This window comes from Streptomyces sp. NPDC046909, from assembly GCF_040644695.1.
Classification (GTDB): domain Bacteria; phylum Actinomycetota; class Actinomycetes; order Streptomycetales; family Streptomycetaceae; genus Streptomyces.
Genome location: NZ_JBEYXC010000020.1, coordinates 167546 through 185147, shown reverse-complemented (window position 1 = coordinate 185147; position 17602 = coordinate 167546). Strand labels below are relative to the sequence as shown.

Annotated in this window: 17 protein-coding genes and 2 pseudogenes; 9 read left to right on the top strand and 10 right to left on the bottom strand. The window is 70.0% G+C overall.

Going from position 1 to position 17602, the window contains the following annotated elements; all coding sequences use genetic code 11:
• Positions 1-118: 118 nt before the first annotated feature.
• From ABZ928_RS45180 to ABZ928_RS45165, 4 genes and pseudogenes are all read left to right on the top strand, one after another.
• Positions 119-565 (top strand): hypothetical protein, encoded by a 447-nt coding sequence (locus tag ABZ928_RS45180; RefSeq protein ID WP_361533052.1) that lies wholly within the window; start codon positions 119-121, stop codon positions 563-565.
• Positions 566-607: 42 nt separating this feature from the next.
• Complete coding sequence (locus tag ABZ928_RS45175) at positions 608-1345, top strand: hypothetical protein (protein WP_361533049.1); 738 nt, start codon at positions 608-610, stop codon at positions 1343-1345.
• A 21-nt stretch (positions 1346-1366) separates the two neighbouring features.
• Positions 1367-1563 (top strand): annotated as a pseudogene (locus ABZ928_RS45170) (type II toxin-antitoxin system RelE/ParE family toxin); the annotation flags it as partial.
• A pseudogene (locus tag ABZ928_RS45165) lies at positions 1560-1929 on the top strand (helix-turn-helix transcriptional regulator). The pseudogenes ABZ928_RS45170 and ABZ928_RS45165, both read left to right, overlap by 4 nt.
• Here ABZ928_RS45165 and ABZ928_RS45160 read toward each other — a convergent pair.
• A complete protein-coding gene (locus ABZ928_RS45160) occupies positions 1930-2148 on the bottom strand; it encodes a DUF397 domain-containing protein (RefSeq protein WP_361533046.1) in 219 nt (72 codons plus the stop codon).
• A 4-nt stretch (positions 2149-2152) separates the two neighbouring features.
• Complete coding sequence (locus ABZ928_RS45155) at positions 2153-3031, bottom strand: helix-turn-helix transcriptional regulator (RefSeq protein ID WP_361533043.1); 879 nt, start codon at positions 3029-3031, stop codon at positions 2153-2155.
• A gap of 201 nt (positions 3032-3232) precedes the next feature.
• Here ABZ928_RS45155 and ABZ928_RS45150 point away from each other — a divergent pair, with 201 nt between their 5' ends.
• Positions 3233-3667, top strand: coding sequence for an ATP-binding protein (locus tag ABZ928_RS45150; protein ID WP_361533040.1), 435 nt, complete (start codon positions 3233-3235; stop codon positions 3665-3667).
• 90 nt (positions 3668-3757) lie between these two features.
• Here ABZ928_RS45150 and ABZ928_RS45145 read toward each other — a convergent pair whose 3' ends face one another.
• The 3 genes from ABZ928_RS45145 to pepN form a co-directional block, all read right to left on the bottom strand.
• Entirely contained in the window at positions 3758-5185 is a 1428-nt protein-coding gene (locus ABZ928_RS45145) for an ATP-binding protein (RefSeq protein ID WP_361533037.1), read from the bottom strand.
• A gap of 157 nt (positions 5186-5342) precedes the next feature.
• A complete protein-coding gene (locus ABZ928_RS45140; RefSeq protein ID WP_361533034.1) occupies positions 5343-6389 on the bottom strand; it encodes a hypothetical protein in 1047 nt (348 codons plus the stop codon).
• A gap of 240 nt (positions 6390-6629) precedes the next feature.
• The gene (gene pepN, locus ABZ928_RS45135; protein WP_361533031.1) at positions 6630-9203 is read right to left on the bottom strand and encodes an aminopeptidase N; all 2574 of its coding nucleotides are present in this window, start codon (positions 9201-9203) and stop codon (positions 6630-6632) included.
• Positions 9204-9379: 176 nt separating this feature from the next.
• Between pepN and ABZ928_RS45130 the strand changes: the two genes are divergently transcribed.
• On the top strand, positions 9380-10036 hold the full coding sequence (locus ABZ928_RS45130) for a DsbA family protein (protein WP_361533028.1): 657 nt from the start codon (positions 9380-9382) through the stop codon (positions 10034-10036).
• 3 nt (positions 10037-10039) lie between these two features.
• Here ABZ928_RS45130 and ABZ928_RS45125 read toward each other — a convergent pair whose 3' ends face one another.
• The 4 genes from ABZ928_RS45125 to ABZ928_RS45110 form a co-directional block, all read right to left on the bottom strand.
• Positions 10040-10267 (bottom strand): hypothetical protein, encoded by a 228-nt coding sequence (locus ABZ928_RS45125; RefSeq protein ID WP_361533025.1) that lies wholly within the window; start codon positions 10265-10267, stop codon positions 10040-10042.
• 26 nt (positions 10268-10293) lie between these two features.
• Entirely contained in the window at positions 10294-11721 is a 1428-nt protein-coding gene (locus tag ABZ928_RS45120) for an FGGY-family carbohydrate kinase (protein ID WP_361533091.1), read from the bottom strand.
• Positions 11722-11794: 73 nt separating this feature from the next.
• Positions 11795-12826, bottom strand: coding sequence for a 2-hydroxyacid dehydrogenase (locus ABZ928_RS45115; RefSeq protein ID WP_361533022.1), 1032 nt, complete (start codon positions 12824-12826; stop codon positions 11795-11797).
• Entirely contained in the window at positions 12738-13664 is a 927-nt protein-coding gene (locus ABZ928_RS45110) for a DeoR/GlpR family DNA-binding transcription regulator (RefSeq protein ID WP_361533019.1), read from the bottom strand. The genes ABZ928_RS45115 and ABZ928_RS45110 overlap by 89 nt, the downstream gene beginning before the upstream one ends.
• 167 nt (positions 13665-13831) lie before the next feature.
• Between ABZ928_RS45110 and ABZ928_RS45105 the strand changes: the two genes are divergently transcribed.
• The 3 genes from ABZ928_RS45105 to ABZ928_RS45095 are packed head-to-tail and all read left to right on the top strand — an operon-like array spanning position 13832 to position 16710.
• The gene (locus ABZ928_RS45105; RefSeq protein WP_361533088.1) at positions 13832-15280 is read left to right on the top strand and encodes an FGGY-family carbohydrate kinase; all 1449 of its coding nucleotides are present in this window, start codon (positions 13832-13834) and stop codon (positions 15278-15280) included.
• The gene (locus ABZ928_RS45100; RefSeq protein WP_361533016.1) at positions 15277-15918 is read left to right on the top strand and encodes a histidine phosphatase family protein; all 642 of its coding nucleotides are present in this window, start codon (positions 15277-15279) and stop codon (positions 15916-15918) included. Before ABZ928_RS45105 ends, ABZ928_RS45100 begins: the two co-directional genes overlap by 4 nt.
• 12 nt (positions 15919-15930) lie before the next feature.
• A complete protein-coding gene (locus ABZ928_RS45095; protein WP_361533013.1) occupies positions 15931-16710 on the top strand; it encodes an SAM-dependent methyltransferase in 780 nt (259 codons plus the stop codon).
• 122 nt (positions 16711-16832) lie between these two features.
• Here ABZ928_RS45095 and ABZ928_RS45090 read toward each other — a convergent pair whose 3' ends face one another.
• Positions 16833-17474, bottom strand: coding sequence for a superoxide dismutase (locus tag ABZ928_RS45090; RefSeq protein ID WP_361533010.1), 642 nt, complete (start codon positions 17472-17474; stop codon positions 16833-16835).
• Positions 17475-17602: the final 128 nt, after the last annotated feature.

Sequence of the window (17602 nt, the reverse complement as noted above, 5' to 3'; positions counted from 1 at the left end):
CAAGCTGTTGCGATGAAATCGATCGGAGTAGGATTCAACCTGGTCGACGTTGCCGAACCTGGAATGAAGTGTTCTAATCAATCAACCTTTAGAATCTATAGTTGATTGATGGGGAATCATGGCTTCGAACATTTCTGGCAAGGCAATTGAACGGTCCCAGCGCTTCCTGGAGCCCGGGGAACAGGTCCAGCGAGTGGTGTTTGCGCAGGGTGGGATCAACCCCTGGTTCCAGGTCGTGTTCTTCCTGGTCGCGCTGATCGGATTGCGGATTGTCACCGGTGGGCTTCTCGGGGGTGCCCTGGGCGGGCTGGCGGGGGCGTTGCTCGTCAACGCGTTCATTACCCGGCGTCTGGTGCTCGTGACCGACCGGGCTGTCGTGGTTCTGGAGTACGGGCAGTTCGGGGGCGTGAAGCCGAAGCGGGTGCTTGCGCGGCTGCCGATGGGGACGGGGATCGGGCCGCTGTCCGGGACGTGGGCGCAGATCGAACTGGGCGGCGAGCGGCTCTGGGTGCACAAGAAGTGGCACGAGGCCGCAGGGGCATTCGTGCCGACGAAGCTCGGATAGTTCCGGCTTTCTGTTCTCGATTCGAGTGTGAGGGAGGGGTGCGTGGCCCGGAACGTGTGGGCGCGTGTGGCGGCGGCAGCGGTGGTGTCGGTGCTGGTTGCTGGGTGCGGGGGTGCTGAGGAAGAGCCGGCTGGGACGGTCAGCTCTTCCGCGAGCGCGTCTGAAGCGGCCGCTTCGGCGTCCGTGAGCGGCGGCGGTGGTCTGGAGCCGTTGACCAAGGCCGAGTTGACCAAGGCTCTGCTGGAGCAAGGGGATTTGGCGGACTACCAGGTCCAGGACCTGGCGGCTCCGGAGGCCGGAGCCGCCCCCGCCAACACCGACGGGGAGCTGTGTGCGGCGGTCGCCTCCATGTTGCTGTTCGCCACGAGTGCCGAACCCGTGGCCGTTGCCGGCCGAACCGTGTCACCCACGGCCGGTGACAGTCTCGGCACCGGCACGAGCCTCGTGCTCCAGTCCTACCAGGAGGCGGACGCCGAGCAGGGCATGGCTGACCTCCAGGCGTCCGTGGTCGGGTGCCCCGACGGGTTCGAGTTGAGTGACGACCTCAAGGCCTCCGCGGTGAAGTCCCTGGACGCCCCGGACGTGGGGGACGAGGCGGTGGCCTTCCGGCTCAGTGGAGGGGTCCTCGGGGCGGACACGCCGACCGCGTACACCGTCGTACGTTCCGGTTCGACGTTGGCCATTTTCTTCGCGGTCAACCTGATAAAGCCGAAGACCGTCGCGGTCCCGGACGAGGTCGTCGCTGCTCAGATCGGCAAACTGGAGAAGGTGGCTGGCTGAGCTTCCCCGGGCCACCCTTATCTCGGGGAGCCGAACTCCCGCCACCTCGGCGGCAAGGTGCGTGAACTGCGCTTCGTCATGGATGGCAACGCCGTACGCATCATGTAATGGCTCGCTCCTCGGCAACGCATCGTGTCGTGCAGGCGCAGAGGGTGTGCGAGGCGGATCACAGCCCTGCCGAGCACAGCTATGAGCGGATCGAGGAGGAGCGACCGTGAACCACTCTCAGTGGCGGACGCGACGTACCAAGAAGCTCTTGGGTGAGACGGTCGAAGAGTCCCCGGCCTATGTGGAGGCCGGTTACGCCTTCGAGCTGGGGCAGGCCGTCCATGATCGGCGTGCCCCAGCTCGGTATCTCGCAGGCGGAGTTGGCGAGTCGTGCGGGCATGACCCAGCCGCAGATCTCCAACATCGAGGGTGGCGACTCCGTGCCTACGCTGCCACTCCTCACTCGGCTGGCCAAGGCGCTCGACGTGTCGTTGAGCACTGACCTCGACGGGGACTCTTCCGCGTTCGTGTTCACCCCGCATGAGCGCCAAGGGCCTGGCGGTACGTCCTCAGGTGGGCGTTCCTCGGTGGCGTGATCACGGGGTCGCCTGGGAGGTGATGTGGGTGAGGAAGGGGCTCCACGCGGTTGGGGAGAGGAGGAGGGCGGGGCCGGTGGGGTGTTTTGAGTCGCGGATGGCTATCGACGGGGTGAGGCGGGTGGCTTCGACGCAGTTGTTGCCGGTGCCGTCGCTGTAGGACGACTTGAACCAGGCGTGCTCGGGGGCCAGTGCGCGGGCGGTGGGGTGCGTGGGCATCGGGCTACAGCTCTCGTTCTAGTCGGTGCAAGAAGGCGGGGGTGTCCTCGGGCGGCAGAGCCGATGCTGTCATGGCTTCGAACCGGCGTGTGAAACGGTCCACTTCACGCGGCTTGTCCGAGGTGGCGAGGGCACCCCAGGCGTTGTCGGTCTGTACCCGCGGCGGGAATCCGTCGCCGAAGTCGAGGATCGCGAAGTCGTGCGTGGCCCGGTAGCTCCAGCGGAACGGCAGAACCTGGATGGTGACGTGGTTCCATGACGACAGCTCCGCAAGCTTCGTGTACTGCTCGCGCATCACATCGGTGCCTCCGACCGGGTACCGCAGGGCGGCCTCGCCGAGGATGACGTGCAGCCTGACCGGGACGTCTCGGGTCAGCACGGCCTGGCGTTCCATCCGTACTGCCACGCTACTGCGGATGAGTTCGGTCGTGGTCTCCTCGATGGGCTTCTGTACCTCGTGCAGGGCGCGTGCGTAGCGCTCGGTCTGGAGCAGGCCGTACACCAGCATCGGGTGGTAGGCCTTCATCGCATGTGCCTCGGGTTCCAGGCCGACGAAGCCCGGCATGCCCACCGGCATTAGACCCCGGTGCTGGGTCAGCCAATCCTGCTGGTTCGACTCGCGGTTGAGGCTGATGAGGCAGTCGATGACCTCCTCGTCGGTGACACCGTACTTGGTGAGCAGCTTGCGCAGGTCCCCGACGTTGCGGAAGTTGAGGGAGCCCGTCTCAATGCGCTGGAGTGACGCCTCGGAGATCCGTAGCCCCGTGATCGCTTGCCTGCGGGTCAGCCCGATGCCGTTCTCTGTTTCGCAGTTCTCGCGTAATTGGCGTAGTTGCAGCCCGAGTTCGAGCCGTTGTGCCGTACGTCCGCGCTTCGCAGCCATGTGCACCGCCTTTGTGCTCCAGCACGTTGTGCTTGTCGCCGTGTGCAGAGTGTGACACCGGGTGTGCGGCTCGTGCTGCCGGTTGCGCAGATTCGGGCATAGTCCAATTTCTCCACCGCTGAATTTTCAGTGGGTGTTCGATTGTGAGTGCGTGAGCTGGCCGAACACGCTGATGGGGTCGCGAGAAGAAGGGACCCCCTGATGCCCAACCCCCAACCTCCCACCCTCCTCACCCCCGACTGGTCCACCAGCTACCCCATGACCCTCCGCAGCCCCCGCCTCGCCCGCCTCCACACCCGCCGTCGGCTGACCATGTGGAACTGGACCGGCGACATCGAGGACGCCGTACTCATCACGTCGGAGCTGGTCACGAACGCCGCCGTGCACGGTAAGGCGGCGGGGCATGAACTGTGGCTGAGGCTCGCCGTGTTGGAGGAGGGCGGCGTGCTGTCCATCGAGGTTTCCGACCCGGTGTGCGCGTTCCCTGCGATGGGGACGGAGTCCGGCGGCGGCCGTGAGGGCGGACGCGGGCTGCTCGTCGTACGGGAACTCGGCGCTGAACTGGACTGGTTTCTCCGTGCCGTTCTCGGCAAGACGGTACGGGCGAGGCTCGCACCGGCGTCCGCGTCCGGCTAAGTCGTCCCGCTGCCGACGGTGACGTGACCTTGGGGGTCGCCCAACCGGTCGGGGAAGGCCGGAATTCTCGCCCTCAAGGCGAGGAGCAAGTCAACGCCAGGCGTCCACCAGTTCCTGCGGACCCCAGTGCGCGGCCAGTGGGAGGTCGTCCGTCACGCCGGCGCGGGACACGGCCACCAAGGGGGTGTCCGGGCCGGTGCCGGGGACGGCGAGAGTGTCGCGGACCAAGGTGTCGTATTCACGGCGTCCGAACGGCTGTGACTCCAGCCATTTGATGGACCCGACGAAGTGCACAGCTGCCGCCACGGGGTCGCGGTCGGCGCCGATGAGGTCGATCTCGGGGTTGTTCTGACGGTTCCACCAGCCGCCGATCGTCTCGGTCCCGGGCCAGTCGTCGTTCGGGAGGAGGCGGAGCAGTGACTCCCGGACGATCGGTTCGACCGCGCGACCGCGCCAGGTGGTCCAGGAGCGTTCGATGCGCTGCAGGGCCAGGTCGCCGCGACCGCGCTCGATCAGGGGGATTCCGCGCTGGAGGAAGGCGAGCCAGAAGCGGAGGTAGGGATCGGCGATGCGGTAGCGCTTGTTCTTGGTGTCGGACTTGGTCGACAAGGGCAGATCCGCCGCGAGGACGCGCTTGGTCCGCAGGGTGTTCAGCAGCGGGGTGAGAGTGCCGGAGGGCAGCGCCCCGGCCCCTCCGGCCTGCGAGGCGATGGTGGAAAAGGTCCGCTCCCCGCTTCCGACGGCTTCCAGTACCGCTCGGGCGTGGGACGCCTCGGGGAACTCGCCGAGAAGAGTCAGTTCGCCTGCCATCAGGAGGGGGGAGAGAGGGTTGCTCACCGCCTCGCGCAGGAACTGCGTCCGGGGGGTGCCGGGCCGCCAGGACTGCACGATCTCGGGGAACCCTCCCGTGATCAGCAGTGCGTCCACTGCCTCGGCCGCTTCGAGCCCGGTCATCCTCTGTACGTCGGCGAGATGGAGCGGCCGTACCGTCATCTTGGCCGCGCGCCCGAAGAACGGTCGGCCGTGGGACTGCAGGGCCTCCATCACCGACATGTCGCTGCCGACGAGGAGAAGCAGCACCGGCTTGGCGGACAGATGCCGGTCCCACACGGTCTGGAGGGCGCCTTCGAACTCGTCGTCGCCCTCCACCAGCCACGGGACCTCGTCGATCACCGCGATGCTGGGAGTGTCGTCCGGTACGGCCAGGGCCAGTGAGCGCAGGGCTTGGTTCCAGTCGGTGGCTCGCAGCCCGGCCACTGGCTCGGCGCCGGGGAGGCCGGACAGGGCCGTCGCGAAGTCGGCTCGCTCGGCGACGGCATTGCGGCCGCGCGTCGCCTGGAAGACGGCGTAGGGGAGTCCGGAGCGGTCGCAGAATTCCTGGACCAGCCGGGACTTCCCGACCCGCCGACGTCCGGTCATGATCACCGCGCGGCCACGTGTGGTGCCTCTCTTCCCGATCACGTCGTCCAGCTGGCGGGAGAGCAGTTCGAGGTCGGCTGTCCGGCCTTGGAACTCCATCGACAGTCCTCAATGAACGTAGAGTCAATATTACGTAGACGGAATATACCTTAACTGTCGGCCTTGACTTGCGCGCGGGCGTCATGAGGAGGAGCCGCCCGGTCCCCTCCACCCGGCGGCTCCTCCTCTCCCCTCCTGGCCCTGCCCCGGTCCGTCACTACCGGGGGAGGACCACGACATACGCGGCGGGATCGCGGTCGCCGGACGCCATCAGTGCCGTGCGGACCACCGCCGCCTGCTGCTCCATGGACTCCCTCAGCTTCTTCGGGGTGATGTGGACGACCGTGATGCCGAGGCGCTCCAGGTGCTCGCGCTTGCGGGCGTACTCCGACCACAGCGCGTCCTCGTCCTGGCGGGGCGCCCGGGTGTCCAGTTCCACGGCCACCGCCTGCTCCGGCCAGTACGCGTCCAGGCCGCCGAGGTGGGGCCCGCCCGGCAGGCGGAGGTCCACGTTCCAGACCGGGTCGGGCAGGCCGTGTTCGCGGACCATGCGGTAGAGGCGGTCCTCCGCGATCGCGCGGCCCTCGGCCAGCAGGGAGTCCACGGCGTCCACCACGTGCGGGCGGCTCAGCAGCTTGGCGTTGTTCAACGCGCGGACCACCGACGCGGGTTCGCAGTGGCCGCCCCGCACCGCCTCGGTGAGGAGGCGGCGGACGACTCCCGCGTCCGAAAGTTCCGCCACCGCATCCGCCAGCGCCCGCGGCACCGGTGCCACCGGGAGGCCCGTGACCTGCTGGGGCGTCGGCATGGACGTCGTACGGACCACGCGGGCGCAGCCCGTCGAGCGGAGGCGGCGGAGGCGGGGGACCAGGACGTCCAGCTTGTCCAGGGACATCAGGGGGGGTGATGAAGTGAAGCCGTGGAGGGTCAGGGCCGCCAGGCCCGTGAGCATCGCCTCCGTGTACGTCGGGGCGTGGGGGTCCTCCGCTCCGGGCTGGGACGGGACTCCGGCCGGGCGCTCCTTCGCCGCGTACATCAGGGTCGCGTGCAGGCGCTCCTCGCTGGTCGGGGGGCCCGGGTGGAGCAGGAACACGCCCGGGAGGAGCTGCTGCCAGGGGCCGCCGGGGCGGCACTGCTCGTTCGTCTCGGAGGACGAGACTCCGTGCGACCTCAACTGCGCGGCCGTCATCACCCGGCGGCGCACCTCCGAGAGGTGGCGGACCGGGCGGGAGGAGAGCGGGGGGACCGGGGTGTTGTGGTTCATGCAGCGGGGATTCCCGCCGTCGGACCGGCCTCTAACCGCTGTTACGCGTCTGTCGATAAATGCGGACAAGCTGGTACTAAAGGACGGGTGTTCGGGTGCCGAGTAGGCGGCGAAAACCCCTGGTCCGAATGGGGTGGACCAGGGGTTACGGTCCTTATTGCCTGAACTTCGTAACGGCTACCGAGTGCCCAAGTTCAGGCCAGAGGTAGTCCTGGTCCGGGCCAGAGGTACTCCCTGGCTTCAGGCCGACTTCGCGTCGCACGCCTGCCCCCGCAGCGCCCTCGCCAGGTCGTCCCTCGCCTCCAGGACCAGGCGGCGCAGCGCCGGTGCGGCCTCCGCGTGGGACGTCAGCCACTCGTCCGTCGCCGCCACCGTCTCCGGCGACTGCTGCAACGACGGGAACAGGCCGCCCACCACGTCCATGCCGATCTGGATCGAGCGGTCCGTCCAGACGCGTTCGATCGCCGCGAAGTACTTCGTCGTGTACGGGGCCAGCAACTCCCGCTGCGAGGACTGGTTCCAGCCCGAGATCGTCGCCCCCACGAGAGCGTTCGACAGGGCGTCCGACTCCACCACCTGGGCCCATGCCTGTGCCTTCACCGCCTCCGACGGGCGGGCCGCCAGGCAGCGGACCTGGTGGCGCTTGCCGGATGCCGTGTCGTCCCGGGTCAGTTCGGCGGCCAGGGTGCTTTCGTCCGCGACGCCGTGTGACGCCAGCGGCTCCAGGAACGCCCAGCGCAGTTCCTGGTCCACCTCCAGGCCGTCGATCTTCGCCGTGCCCTCCAGCAGGCCTTGCAGCAGCTGGAGGTCGGCCGCGTCCGATGCCACCGTCGCGAAGAACCTCGCCCACGCCAGCTGGTGCTCGCCGGCCGGTTCCGCCTGGCGCAGTTCCTTCAGCGCGCCCTCCGCCAGGACGCGGCCGGCCGTCGTACGCCGCTCCGGCGCCACGTAGTTGACCAGCGACGAGTTGGCCCACGCGTGCAGCATCTGGAGTACGCCGATGTCGGACTCCCGGCCCGCGAAGCGCAGCACGAGGCCGATGAAGTCGCGGGCCGGCAGGAGGGCGTCCCTCGTCATGTTCCACAGGGCCGACCAGCACAGGGCCCGGGCTAGCGGGTCCGCCACATCGCCCAGGTGGGACTTGAGGGTTTCCAAGGACGCCGTGTCGAAGCGCGTCTTGCAGTACGTCAGGTCGTCGTCGTTGACCAGGATCAGTTCCGGGGCCTCCGTGCCCGCCAGGTCCGGTACGACGGTGCGCGGGCCCTCCACGTCGACCTCCACGCGCGCGTACCGCTCGACCGAGCCGTCCGCGTTCTTGCGGTACAGGCCCACCGCCACCCGGTGCGGGCGGAGTTCGGGGTGGGACTCGGCCGCCTCCTGGAGCACCGCCAGCTCGGTGATCCTGCCCTCCGCGCTCAACAGCACCTGCGGGGTGAGGGAGTTGACGCCCGCCGTCTGGAGCCAGGAGCGCGACCAGGTCGCCATGTCGCGGCCGCTGGTCTCCTCCAGGACCGACAGCAGGTCGGCGAGGCGCGTGTTGCCGTACGCGTGGCGCTTGAAGTAGCGGCGCGCGCCCTCCAGGAACGCGTCCTGGCCTACGTACGCCACCAACTGCTTCAGGACCGAAGCCCCCTTGGCGTACGTGATGCCGTCGAAGTTGAGCTTCGCGTCCTGGAGGTCGCGGATGTCCGCCGTGATCGGGTGGGTCGAGGGGAGCTGGTCGGCTCGGTACGCCCAGGCCTTGCGGCGGTTGGCGAAGGTGATCCAGGCGTTCTCGAAGCGGGTCGCGCCCACGTTCGCGAAGGTGCCCATGAAGTCGGCGAAGGACTCCTTCAGCCACAGGTCGTCCCACCACACCATGGTGACGAGGTCGCCGAACCACATGTGGGCCATCTCGTGCAGGATGACGTTGGCCCGCGCCTCGTAGGACGCCTGGGTGACCTTGCCGCGGAAGATGTACTCCTCGCGGAAGGTGACGATCCCCGGGTTCTCCATCGCGCCGAGGTTGTACTCGGGCACGAACGCCTGGTCGTACTTCCCGAACGGGTACGGGTAGTCGAAGTGGTCGTGGAAGAAGTCCAGGCCCTGCTTGGTGACCAGGAAGACGTCGTCCGCGTCGAAGTAGGGGGCCAGGCCCTTGCGGCACATCGCGCCGAGGGGGATGTCGAGCGTGCTGCCGTCGGCGAGGGTGCGGGAGTAGGAGTCCGTCACGTAGTGGTACGGGCCCGCCACCACACAGGTGATGTACGTCGAGATCGGCTTCGTCTCCGCGAAGCGCCACACGCCGTCCGCCCGCGAGCCCTCCCCGTTGCTCCAGACCGTCCACTCCTCCGGGGCCCTCACCTCGAAGCGGAACGGGGCCTTGAGGTCCGGCTGCTCGAAGTTGGCGAAGACGCGGCGGGAGTCGGCCGGCTCGTACTGCGTGTACAGGTAGACCTCGCCGTCCTCCGGGTCGACGAAGCGGTGCAGGCCCTCGCCGGTGCGGGAGTAGGCGCACTGGGCGTCGACGATCAGTTCGTTCTCGGCGGCCAGGTCTTCCAGGGTGATCCGCGAGCCGTCGAAGACCTCGCGCGGGTCGAGGTCGCGGCCGTTGAGGGAGACGGAGGTCACACTCGGGGCGATGAGGTCGGCGAAGCTCGCGGCGCCCGGCTCGGCGCAGCGGAAGCGGATCGTGGTGACCGAGCGGAAGGTCCGGGGCTCCTCGCCCGCGTCCCCGATGGCCGAACGGACGTCCAGGGACACGTCGTACCCGTCGACGGACAGCAGTGCGGCCCGCTCCCGGGCCTCGTCGCGGGACAGATTCTCACCGGGCACGGGCGGTACTCCCTCGGGCGGTGTTCGGTATGTGGACAGCACCGATCCTGCCATGTGCCCCTGACGGGCGGCAGCAGGGAATACGGGCGGCAGCGGGAAATGCGGCCCCGGAAGGGAATGGGGCGGGGTGCGGCCGGTGTTCCCTGTTTCAATCGAACACTTTCCTTAGGAGACCCATGTCCGAGACCAGCTCCGCGAAGACGCCCGTCGACTTCTGGTTCGACCCGCTGTGCCCCTGGGCCTGGATGACCTCTCGATGGGTGCTGGAGGTGGAGAAGGTCCGGGACATCGAGGTGCGCTGGCACATCATGAGCCTGGCCGTCCTCAACGAGGACAAGATCGACCAGCTGCCCGAGCAGTACCGGGAGATGCTGGCGACCAAGGCATGGAAGCCGGTACGGGTGGCCACCGCGGCCTGGCAGAAGCATGGCGCGGACGTCCTCGGCCCGCTCTACACCGCGCTCGGCACCCGCTTCCACAACAACGGCGAGGGTCCGACCACCGAGGCGATAGCCGGCGCCCTCGCGGACGCCGGGCTGCCCGCCGACCTGATCGACTACGCCGACCAGGAGGACTTCGAGTTCGAGGCCGAGCTGCGCGCCTCCCACAAGGAGGGCATCGAGAAGGTCGGCCAGGAGGTCGGCACCCCCGTCATCGCCGTCCCCGGTGCCGACGGTGAGCAGATCGCCTTCTTCGGCCCGGTCGTCACCCCCGCCCCCAAGGGCGAGGACGCGGCGCGCCTGTGGGACGGCACCCTGGCGGTCGCCTCCGTGCCGGGCTTCTACGAGATCAAGCGGACCCGGACCAAGGGCCCGGACTTCAGCAACCTGTAGGCGTCATGCGTCGGTGGCCTTCTCCTCGCGGAACTTCTCGGGGAGGAGGCCACCGTCGTTCTTGTTGAGGTGGCGGTAGTACGAGAGACAGCCGTGGGCGGTGCAGCGCCACAGGTTGTCCACCCGGTGGCGCTCCCCCTTCTCCTCCCGGACCGCCGCCCGCTCCTCGTCGGTGAGCAGCCGGAAGTCCTCCATGGTGCCGCAGGTCGGGCAAGCCAGCTTGCGTGTCATGCAACTCCCTGTACCCGTACGGTGATTCAGCCCCGCGCCCGGTCCCGTGCCTCCGACAGCCGGGCCAGATGCTCCTCGTACCCCTTCGCGTAGGACGCCGCCCGTTCCGCGTCCGGTTCTACCACCGCCGTCGGCCGCGTCCATGCCTCCGCGTCCAGTTCCACCCCGTACCGCTCCGCCGCCGCGAGCACCGCGCCCCGCGCGCCCACCTCGCCCTCGACGACCCGCAGCGGACGGCCCAGTACGTCGGACAGCAGCCGCATCCAGGCGGGGCTGCGGGTGCCGCCGCCGCACACCGCCAGCGTGCCCGTGAGGCCCGCCGCCTCCAGGCAGTGCCGGGCCGCGTAGCCGATGCCCTCGCAGGTGGCGCGGATCAGGTCGGCGCGGGTCGACTCCAGGGAGACGCCGGTGAGTTCGGCGCGGAGGCGGGGCTCGACGAAGGGGGCGCGTTCGCCGGAGGGGGCGAAGTAGGGCAGGACGCGGACGCCGTTCGCGCCCGGCGGGGTCTCGGCGAGCAGGGCGTCCACCTCTTCGTGGCGTACGCCCGTCGTCGACAGGACCCAGTCCAGGGCCGCCGTGCCGACCATCGCCGGCATCGCGCGCAGCCAGTGGCCGGGGCGGTCGGTGGAGATGTACAGGCCGGCCGGTTCGCCGGTCAGGTCCACCTCGGCGGTCGCGACGAGGCTGGCGAGACACGTCCCGACGATCAGCAGACCGTCGCCGGGAGCGGTGACCCCGGCGCCCAGCGCGCAGGCGGGCAGGTCGTACGGGCCGTCGGCGACCCGCGTGCCGGCCGGCAGCCCCTCGCCGCGCGCCTCGGCCGTGGCGACCGGATCGCTGACCGGGGCGAGGAGGCCCCGGCGGTGGGTCAGGCCGAGGAGTTCGACGACCCGGTTGTCGTACGTCCTCGTCCTCGGGTCGAGGAACGGCATCGACGCGTCCGACACATCCGTCGTCGCCCGCGCGGCGCCCGTGAGCCGCTGGAACACCATGTCCTTGCAGTAGACGGCCGCCGTCGCCGCGTCCAGCGCCTTCGGGTCATGGCTGTCCAGCCAGGCGAGGAGAGGGCCGGGACAGCCGGGGAACATGGCGCTCCCCGTCCGCCGGAACACCGTCTCGAAGGTGCCGTCCGCCAGCCAGCGGTCGACCAGTTCATGCGCCCGGCCGTCCATCCAGGAGGCCGCCTGCCGGACCGGACGGCCCGCCGCGTCGACCAGCCACACCCCGTCGCCCTGCCCGGTCAGCCCGGCCAGCTCCACGGGCTCGGTCACCCGCGCGGTCACCTCGTCGAGGACGGCCACGACCGCCCCGTACACCTCGTCCATGTCCTGCTCGACGAACCCGCCGTGCAGCGCGAGGCCCACCGGGCGTGCGGCGACGGCCAGTTCACGTCCCGTGGCGTCGAAGGCGGCGGCCTTGACCGTGGACGTGCCCACATCGATACCGACGTACATGAGCGCCTCCTCGGGCCTCAGGTCGGACAGTTCGTCGGCGGCACCCACGTCCATGGGAGCGCCTCCTCGGGCCTCACGTCAGACAGTGCGCCAGCGCTGCCCCGCGCACCCACCGCCCCACTTCCGCCGCGGCGATCCGCGCCGCCTTCTCCGCGACGGCGCGCGACGCCCCGCCCAAGTGCGGGGTCAGGACGACCTGTTCGGCAAGTCCCAGCAGCCGGTGGCCTGTTGGTACGGGCTCCCGCGCGTAGGTGTCCAGCGCGGCCGCCGACAGCCGGCCCGCCTCCAGCGCGTCGCACAGCGCCTCCTCGTCCAGGAGGGGGCCGCGGGCCGCGTTGACCACGACCGCGCCGGGCGGGAGGAGGGACAGTTCGCGGGCGCCGATCAGGCCCCGGGTCTCGGGGGTGAGACGGGCGTGCAGGGTGATCACCCGGGACTTGCGCAGGAGTTCGTCCAGGGACGTCACCCGCAGACCGTGGATCTCGCCGCGGACGTACGGGTCGTACACCATGACCTGCGCGCCGAACGCGCAGAGCACGCGGGCGACCCGGCTGCCGACCGCGCCGTAGCCGACCAGTCCGACGGGGAGGTCCTCCAGTTCCAGGCCGCTGTTCTCGTAGGTGTAGTACGCCGATCCCGCCCAACTCCCTTGCCGGGCGAGGAGATCGTGGGCCTGGGGGATGCGGCGCAGGGCCGCCAGCATCAGGCCGACCGTGAACTCGGCGGTGGCGGCGGCGTTGCGGCCCGGTGTGAAACACACCCGTACGTCATGGGACTTCGCGGCGTCGAGGTTGACGTTCACCGGGCCGCCCCGGCAGACGACGACCAGACGGAGGTTCGGGGAGGCCGCCAGGACGCGTTCGGTGACCGGGCCCATCTGTGTGACCAGCACCTCCGCACCGGCCAGCGCCTCGATCATCGCCTCCTCGGCATCGCTCGCCTCCGTGACCTCGGCGACCGGACCGAACGGCTCCAGCGGCCAGCCGAGCTCCAGTTCCCTTACCACCAGCGGGTGTTCACCGACCTCCTCGGCCACCGCGCGGGCGATCAGGCCCGGCAGCACGAAGTGGTCGCCCGCCGCCGTGATCCGCAGGGTCTCGCTCATCGCCACCCCTCGTCGTGTTCGCCGTGTTCGCCGTGTTCGTCGTGTTCGTCGTACAGACCTCGTAACGGACCTTGTGCTCGTCCAGGTCCCGCAGCGCGTCCGCCGGTGCCCCGTCGTCGACCAGCACCAGGTCGAAGCGGGAGAGCGGGGCGACCCGGTGCAGGGCGGTCCGGGCGAGCTTGGTGTGGTCGATCAGCAGGACGTCGCGGGCGGCCGCGTCGAGCATCGCCCGCTTCACCGACACGATGTGCTGTTCCTGGTGGTAGGCGTAACCCCCGTGCACGGCCGACGTGGACGCGAAGCAGACGTCGACACGGAGGGACTGGATCGCCTCGACGCAGGAGACGCCGAGGAAGGAGGAGTGCAGGGGGTCGTAGTCGCCGCCGAGCGCCATCAGGTGGATGCCGCGCTGGTCGGAGAGGAGGTTGAGCGCTTCGAGGAAGTTGGTGACGACGGTCAGCGGGGTGATCTCGCCGAGGCGGAGTCCGCGGGCTATCTCCAGGGCGGTGGTGGAGTCGTCGAGCATGATGGCCATGCCGGGCTCGATCAGCTTGAGCGCGTGCTCGGCGATCGCCGCCTTCTCCGCCCGCATCGCCTTCAGCCGGTACTGCACGTTCGACTCGAAGACCCCCGACGGCTGCGCGGTCACCCCGCCCCTGAACTTCCTGACGATTCCCTGCCGTTCGAGCTCGTCGAGGTCCCGGTGGATGGTCATCAGGCTCACCCCGAACCGCTCGGCGAGCTCCGCCGCGGTCGCCGAGCCGTCGGCCAGGACCCGTTCCGCCATGGCCGCCTGGCGGGCCGCGGGTCCCTGCGGTGTGTCGCTGCCGGTGCTCATCGCTTCCCTGTCCGTCGTCCTGGACGGTCTCTTCGACGGCGCTGACACGTCGAGTCGACTCGATAACAGAGGGTGTAACGGCCGAAGAAGGCCGTCAATCCCTCGCGCACGGGTAAATCTCGGTGCAGAGTGAGAAGTTCACGGTGTGCGATGTGCGGGAGGCCGGGATGGCACAGGAGGCGTGGCTCGGGATCGACCTCGGTACGCAGAGCGTCCGCGCGCTGGCGGTGTCCGGTGACGGCCGGGTCCTGGGCGGCGGTACGGCCCCGCTGGAGGGGCGGCGCGACGGGCCGCGGCACGAGCAGGAGCCGGGGGAGTGGTGGGACGCGGTGTGTACGGCGTCCCGGGCCGCGCTGACCTCCGCCGAAGACGTACGCCTCGCCGGGCTCGCGGTGTGCGGTACCTCCGGGACCGTCCTGCTGACGGACCCCGCAGGCCGGCCCCTCGGCCCCGCGCTGATGTACGACGACGGGCGGGCGTGGGCCGAGGCCGAGCGGCTGCGGTCGGCGGGGTTCGCGGTGCAGCACACCTGGGGGCTGCCGAAGGCCCTGTGGCTGGCCCGCACCCACGGCCGGACCCACGGTCACGGCACCGTCACCCACCAGCCCGACCTCATCACGGCCCGTCTGGTCGGCCACCCCGTCCCCACCGACTCCAGCCACGCCCTCAAGACGGGGTACGACGTGGCGGCCGAGGCCTGGCCGGACCTCCCCGGCGCCCTGGAACTGCCGGACGTCGTACGCCCCGGCACCCAGCTCGGTGAGGTCTGCGCGGCCGCCGCCGAGGCCACCGGCATCCCCGCCGGGACCACCGTGATCGCCGGGATGACGGACGGCTGCGCGGCCCAGCTCGCGTCCGGCGCCCTGCGCGAGGGCTCCTGGAACTCCGTTCTCGGCACGACCCTGGTCCTCAAGGGCGCCACCGCGGCCCCCGTCCACGACCCCACCGGCGTGGTCTACAACCACCGTGCCCCGGACGGGAGTTGGCTGCCCGGCGGCGCCTCCAGTGTGGGCGCGGGTGTCCTCACGGCGGCCTTCGCGGGGGCGGACCCGGCGGCAATGGACGAACAGGCCGCCGCGCACGAACCGGCGGGCGCGATCACCTACCCCCTCGTCTCACCCGGCGAACGGTTTCCCTTCCTCGCCCCGCAGGCCACCGCCCTGGTCCTCGGCGAACCCGCCGGCGAGGCCGACCTGTGGGCCGCCCTCCTCCAGGGCGTCGCCTTCGCCGAACGCCTCTGCCTGGACTACCTCCACCACCTCGGCGCCCCCCTCGACGGCCCCCTCACCTTCACCGGCGGCGGCGCCCGCAGCCCGTACTGGAACCAGCTCCGCGCCGATGTCCTCGGCCGCCCGGCCCGGGTGCCGGAACAGACCGAACCGGCCCTGGGGATGGCCGCGTTGGCGGCCCACGGGGTGACCGGGGAGGCGCTGCCGGACGTAGCCGAGCGCATGGTTCGTATCCGTACGGTCATGGCCCCGCGCCCCGACCGTACGGCGGTGTTCGCGGAGCCGTACGCCCGGCTGGTCGACGAACTCACGACCCGGGGCTGGCTGCCGGGCCCGGTCGCGGCGCACGCGCTCAGCCGGCTGAGCCTGGATACTGCGGACTCATGAGCGCCACCGGTACCTCCGCCACCACCCTCCTCCTCGCCCGCCACGGGCAGACCGTCTGGCATGCCGAGAACCGTTACGCGGGCGTCAGCGACGTGGCCCTCACGGAGACGGGCCTCGCACAGGCGCGGGCGCTCGGCCGCTGGGCGGCGGCGCATCCCGTCGACGCGATCTGGACGTCCCCGGTCTCCCGGGCCGTCATCACCGCCGAGCCCGCCTGCGAGGCCCTCGGCCTCACCCCGTACCGCGAACCCGGCCTGCGGGAATGCGACTTCGGGGTGGTGGAGGGCCGTACCCTCGCGGAGTTCGCGAAGGAGAACCCGGAGGCGGCGGAGGCGTTCCGCGCGGACCCGGTGGCGCACCCGTTCCCCGGCGCGGAGAACCCGGTCGAAGCGGCGGAGCGCGGGGCGGCGGCCCTGCACCGGATCGCCGCCGCGCACCCGGGCGAACGTGTCCTCGTCGTGGCCCACAACACCCTGTTCCGTCTGGTGCTGTGCGCACTCCTGCACATCCCCCTGAGCGACTACCGCCGCGTCTTCCCGCGACTGCGCAACGCGGCGGTCACCGAACTCCACATGGCCGCCCCCGATTCCGCCGCACTTCTCTCCCTCAATGTGCCCTGCGAGCAGGGCGAGCCGTAGCACCATGGGCGCATGACGGAGATCGACACCTCGGTACCCCACTCGGCCCGCATCTGGAACTACTGGCTGGGCGGCAAGGACAACTACCCGGTGGACGAGGCGGCCGGGGACGCCTACACCGCCGTCTTCCCCGGCATCGTCACCATCGCCCGCAGCAGCCGCGCCTTCCTCGGCCGCAGCATCCGGTACCTGGTGCGGGAGACGGACGTACGCCAGTTCCTGGACGTCGGCACCGGCCTGCCCACCGTCGACAACACCCATGAGGTCGCCCAGCGTGGCGCCCCCGAGTCGAGGATCGTCTACGTCGACAACGACCCCCTCGTCCTGGCCCACGCCCGCGCCCTGCTCACCTCGACCCCGGAGGGCGTGACGGCGTACGAGGATCTGAGCCTGTACGACCCCGAGGGCGTCCTGGAGGCGGCGTCGAGGACGCTCGACCTCACCCGGCCGACGGCCCTGATCCTCAGCGGCATCCTCGGCCACGTGGCCGACTACGACCAGGCCCGCGACCTGGTCACCCGCCTCCTCGCCGGGCTTCCCTCGGGCAGCTACCTCTCGGTCAACGACGGCTCCCGAGGCACCGACCCCGTCTACGAACAGGCCCAGGACGCCTACAACGAGACCGGCGCCGTCCCGTACTTCCTGCGCCCGGTCGACCAGATCGCCGCGTTCTTCGAGGGCCTGGAGCTGGTGGACCCGGGCGTCGTCTCCGTCCCGCTGTGGCGCCCGGAGGACGGCGCCGGGCGCCCGGAGCCGATCGGCCAGCACGGCGGCCTGGGCCGCAAGCCCTGACATGCGCCCCTCCAACAACTGGAAGGCCCCCGCGAGTCACGTCCTCGCGGGGGCCTCCGTCATTCCGCCTGCCGCGTGAAGGGTGAGAAGACGATCACGAGGCAGGACGACTCATACGTACCTCACGGCGCGAGCAGCAGAACATCCGCCCGGGACTTCGCGGCCGCGTAACGCCGGGCCACGTCCTGCCAGTTGACGACCGCCCACATCGCCTCGATGAAGTCGACCTTCTGGTTCCTGTACTGGAGATAGAAGGCGTGCTCCCAGGCGTCGAAGACGAGGATGGGGGTGGACCCCTGCCCGACGTTGCCCTGGTGGTCGTAGACCTGCTCGACGATCAGCAGCCCGCTGAGCGGCTCATAGGCGAGCACACCCCACCCCGAACCCTGGGTCGTGGCAGCCGCCTTGGTGAGCTGGGCCTTGAATCCGGCGAAGGAGCCGAACGACCCGGTGATGGCATCCGCGAGGTCGCCCACTCCGTCCACGGCAAGGGGCTCACCGCCGCCGTCCCCCGCCATGTTGGACCAATAGATGCTGTGCAGGATGTGCCCGGACAGATGGAACGCCAGGTTCTTCTCCAGCCCGTTGATCGACCCCCACTGCTCCTTGTCCCGCGCCTCCGCCAGCTGCTCCAGCGTGTCGTTCGCACCCTTCACATACGCCGCGTGGTGCTTGTCGTGGTGCAGCTCGATGATCTCGGGGCTGATCACGGGGGCGAGCGCGGAGTAGTCGTACGGCAGTTCAGGCAGCGTGTAGACGGGCATGACGGGTCCCCTCAAGAGCTTGTTGCAACTCGCTTGCAATAACAAGCTAACAGCAAAAAGCCCCCGTGTGGATCACAAGGGGGCTTTCGGCAGGTCGAGCAGGTCGAGCAGGCCGGGTCGTGTCAGCT

Bases quoted from the DNA above. Each gene is read 5' to 3' on its own strand.
- ABZ928_RS45180 (WP_361533052.1), top strand. From the start codon at position 119: ATGGCTTCGAACATTTCTGGCAAGGCAATTGAACGGTCCCAGCGCTTC.
- ABZ928_RS45145 (WP_361533037.1), bottom strand. From the start codon at position 5,185: ATGGAGTTCCAAGGCCGGACAGCCGACCTCGAACTGCTCTCCCGCCAG.
- ABZ928_RS45090 (WP_361533010.1), bottom strand. From the start codon at position 17,474: ATGCCCGTCTACACGCTGCCTGAACTGCCGTACGACTACTCCGCGCTC.
- ABZ928_RS45095 (WP_361533013.1), top strand. From the start codon at position 15,931: ATGACGGAGATCGACACCTCGGTACCCCACTCGGCCCGCATCTGGAAC.
- ABZ928_RS45100 (WP_361533016.1), top strand. From the start codon at position 15,277: ATGAGCGCCACCGGTACCTCCGCCACCACCCTCCTCCTCGCCCGCCAC.
- ABZ928_RS45160 (WP_361533046.1), bottom strand. From the start codon at position 2,148: ATGCCCACGCACCCCACCGCCCGCGCACTGGCCCCCGAGCACGCCTGG.
- ABZ928_RS45110 (WP_361533019.1), bottom strand. From the start codon at position 13,664: ATGAGCACCGGCAGCGACACACCGCAGGGACCCGCGGCCCGCCAGGCG.
- ABZ928_RS45140 (WP_361533034.1), bottom strand. From the start codon at position 6,389: ATGAACCACAACACCCCGGTCCCCCCGCTCTCCTCCCGCCCGGTCCGC.
- ABZ928_RS45155 (WP_361533043.1), bottom strand. From the start codon at position 3,031: ATGGCTGCGAAGCGCGGACGTACGGCACAACGGCTCGAACTCGGGCTG.
- ABZ928_RS45105 (WP_361533088.1), top strand. From the start codon at position 13,832: ATGGCACAGGAGGCGTGGCTCGGGATCGACCTCGGTACGCAGAGCGTC.
- ABZ928_RS45120 (WP_361533091.1), bottom strand. From the start codon at position 11,721: ATGTACGTCGGTATCGATGTGGGCACGTCCACGGTCAAGGCCGCCGCC.
- ABZ928_RS45150 (WP_361533040.1), top strand. From the start codon at position 3,233: ATGCCCAACCCCCAACCTCCCACCCTCCTCACCCCCGACTGGTCCACC.
- ABZ928_RS45125 (WP_361533025.1), bottom strand. From the start codon at position 10,267: ATGACACGCAAGCTGGCTTGCCCGACCTGCGGCACCATGGAGGACTTC.
- ABZ928_RS45115 (WP_361533022.1), bottom strand. From the start codon at position 12,826: ATGAGCGAGACCCTGCGGATCACGGCGGCGGGCGACCACTTCGTGCTG.
- ABZ928_RS45130 (WP_361533028.1), top strand. From the start codon at position 9,380: ATGTCCGAGACCAGCTCCGCGAAGACGCCCGTCGACTTCTGGTTCGAC.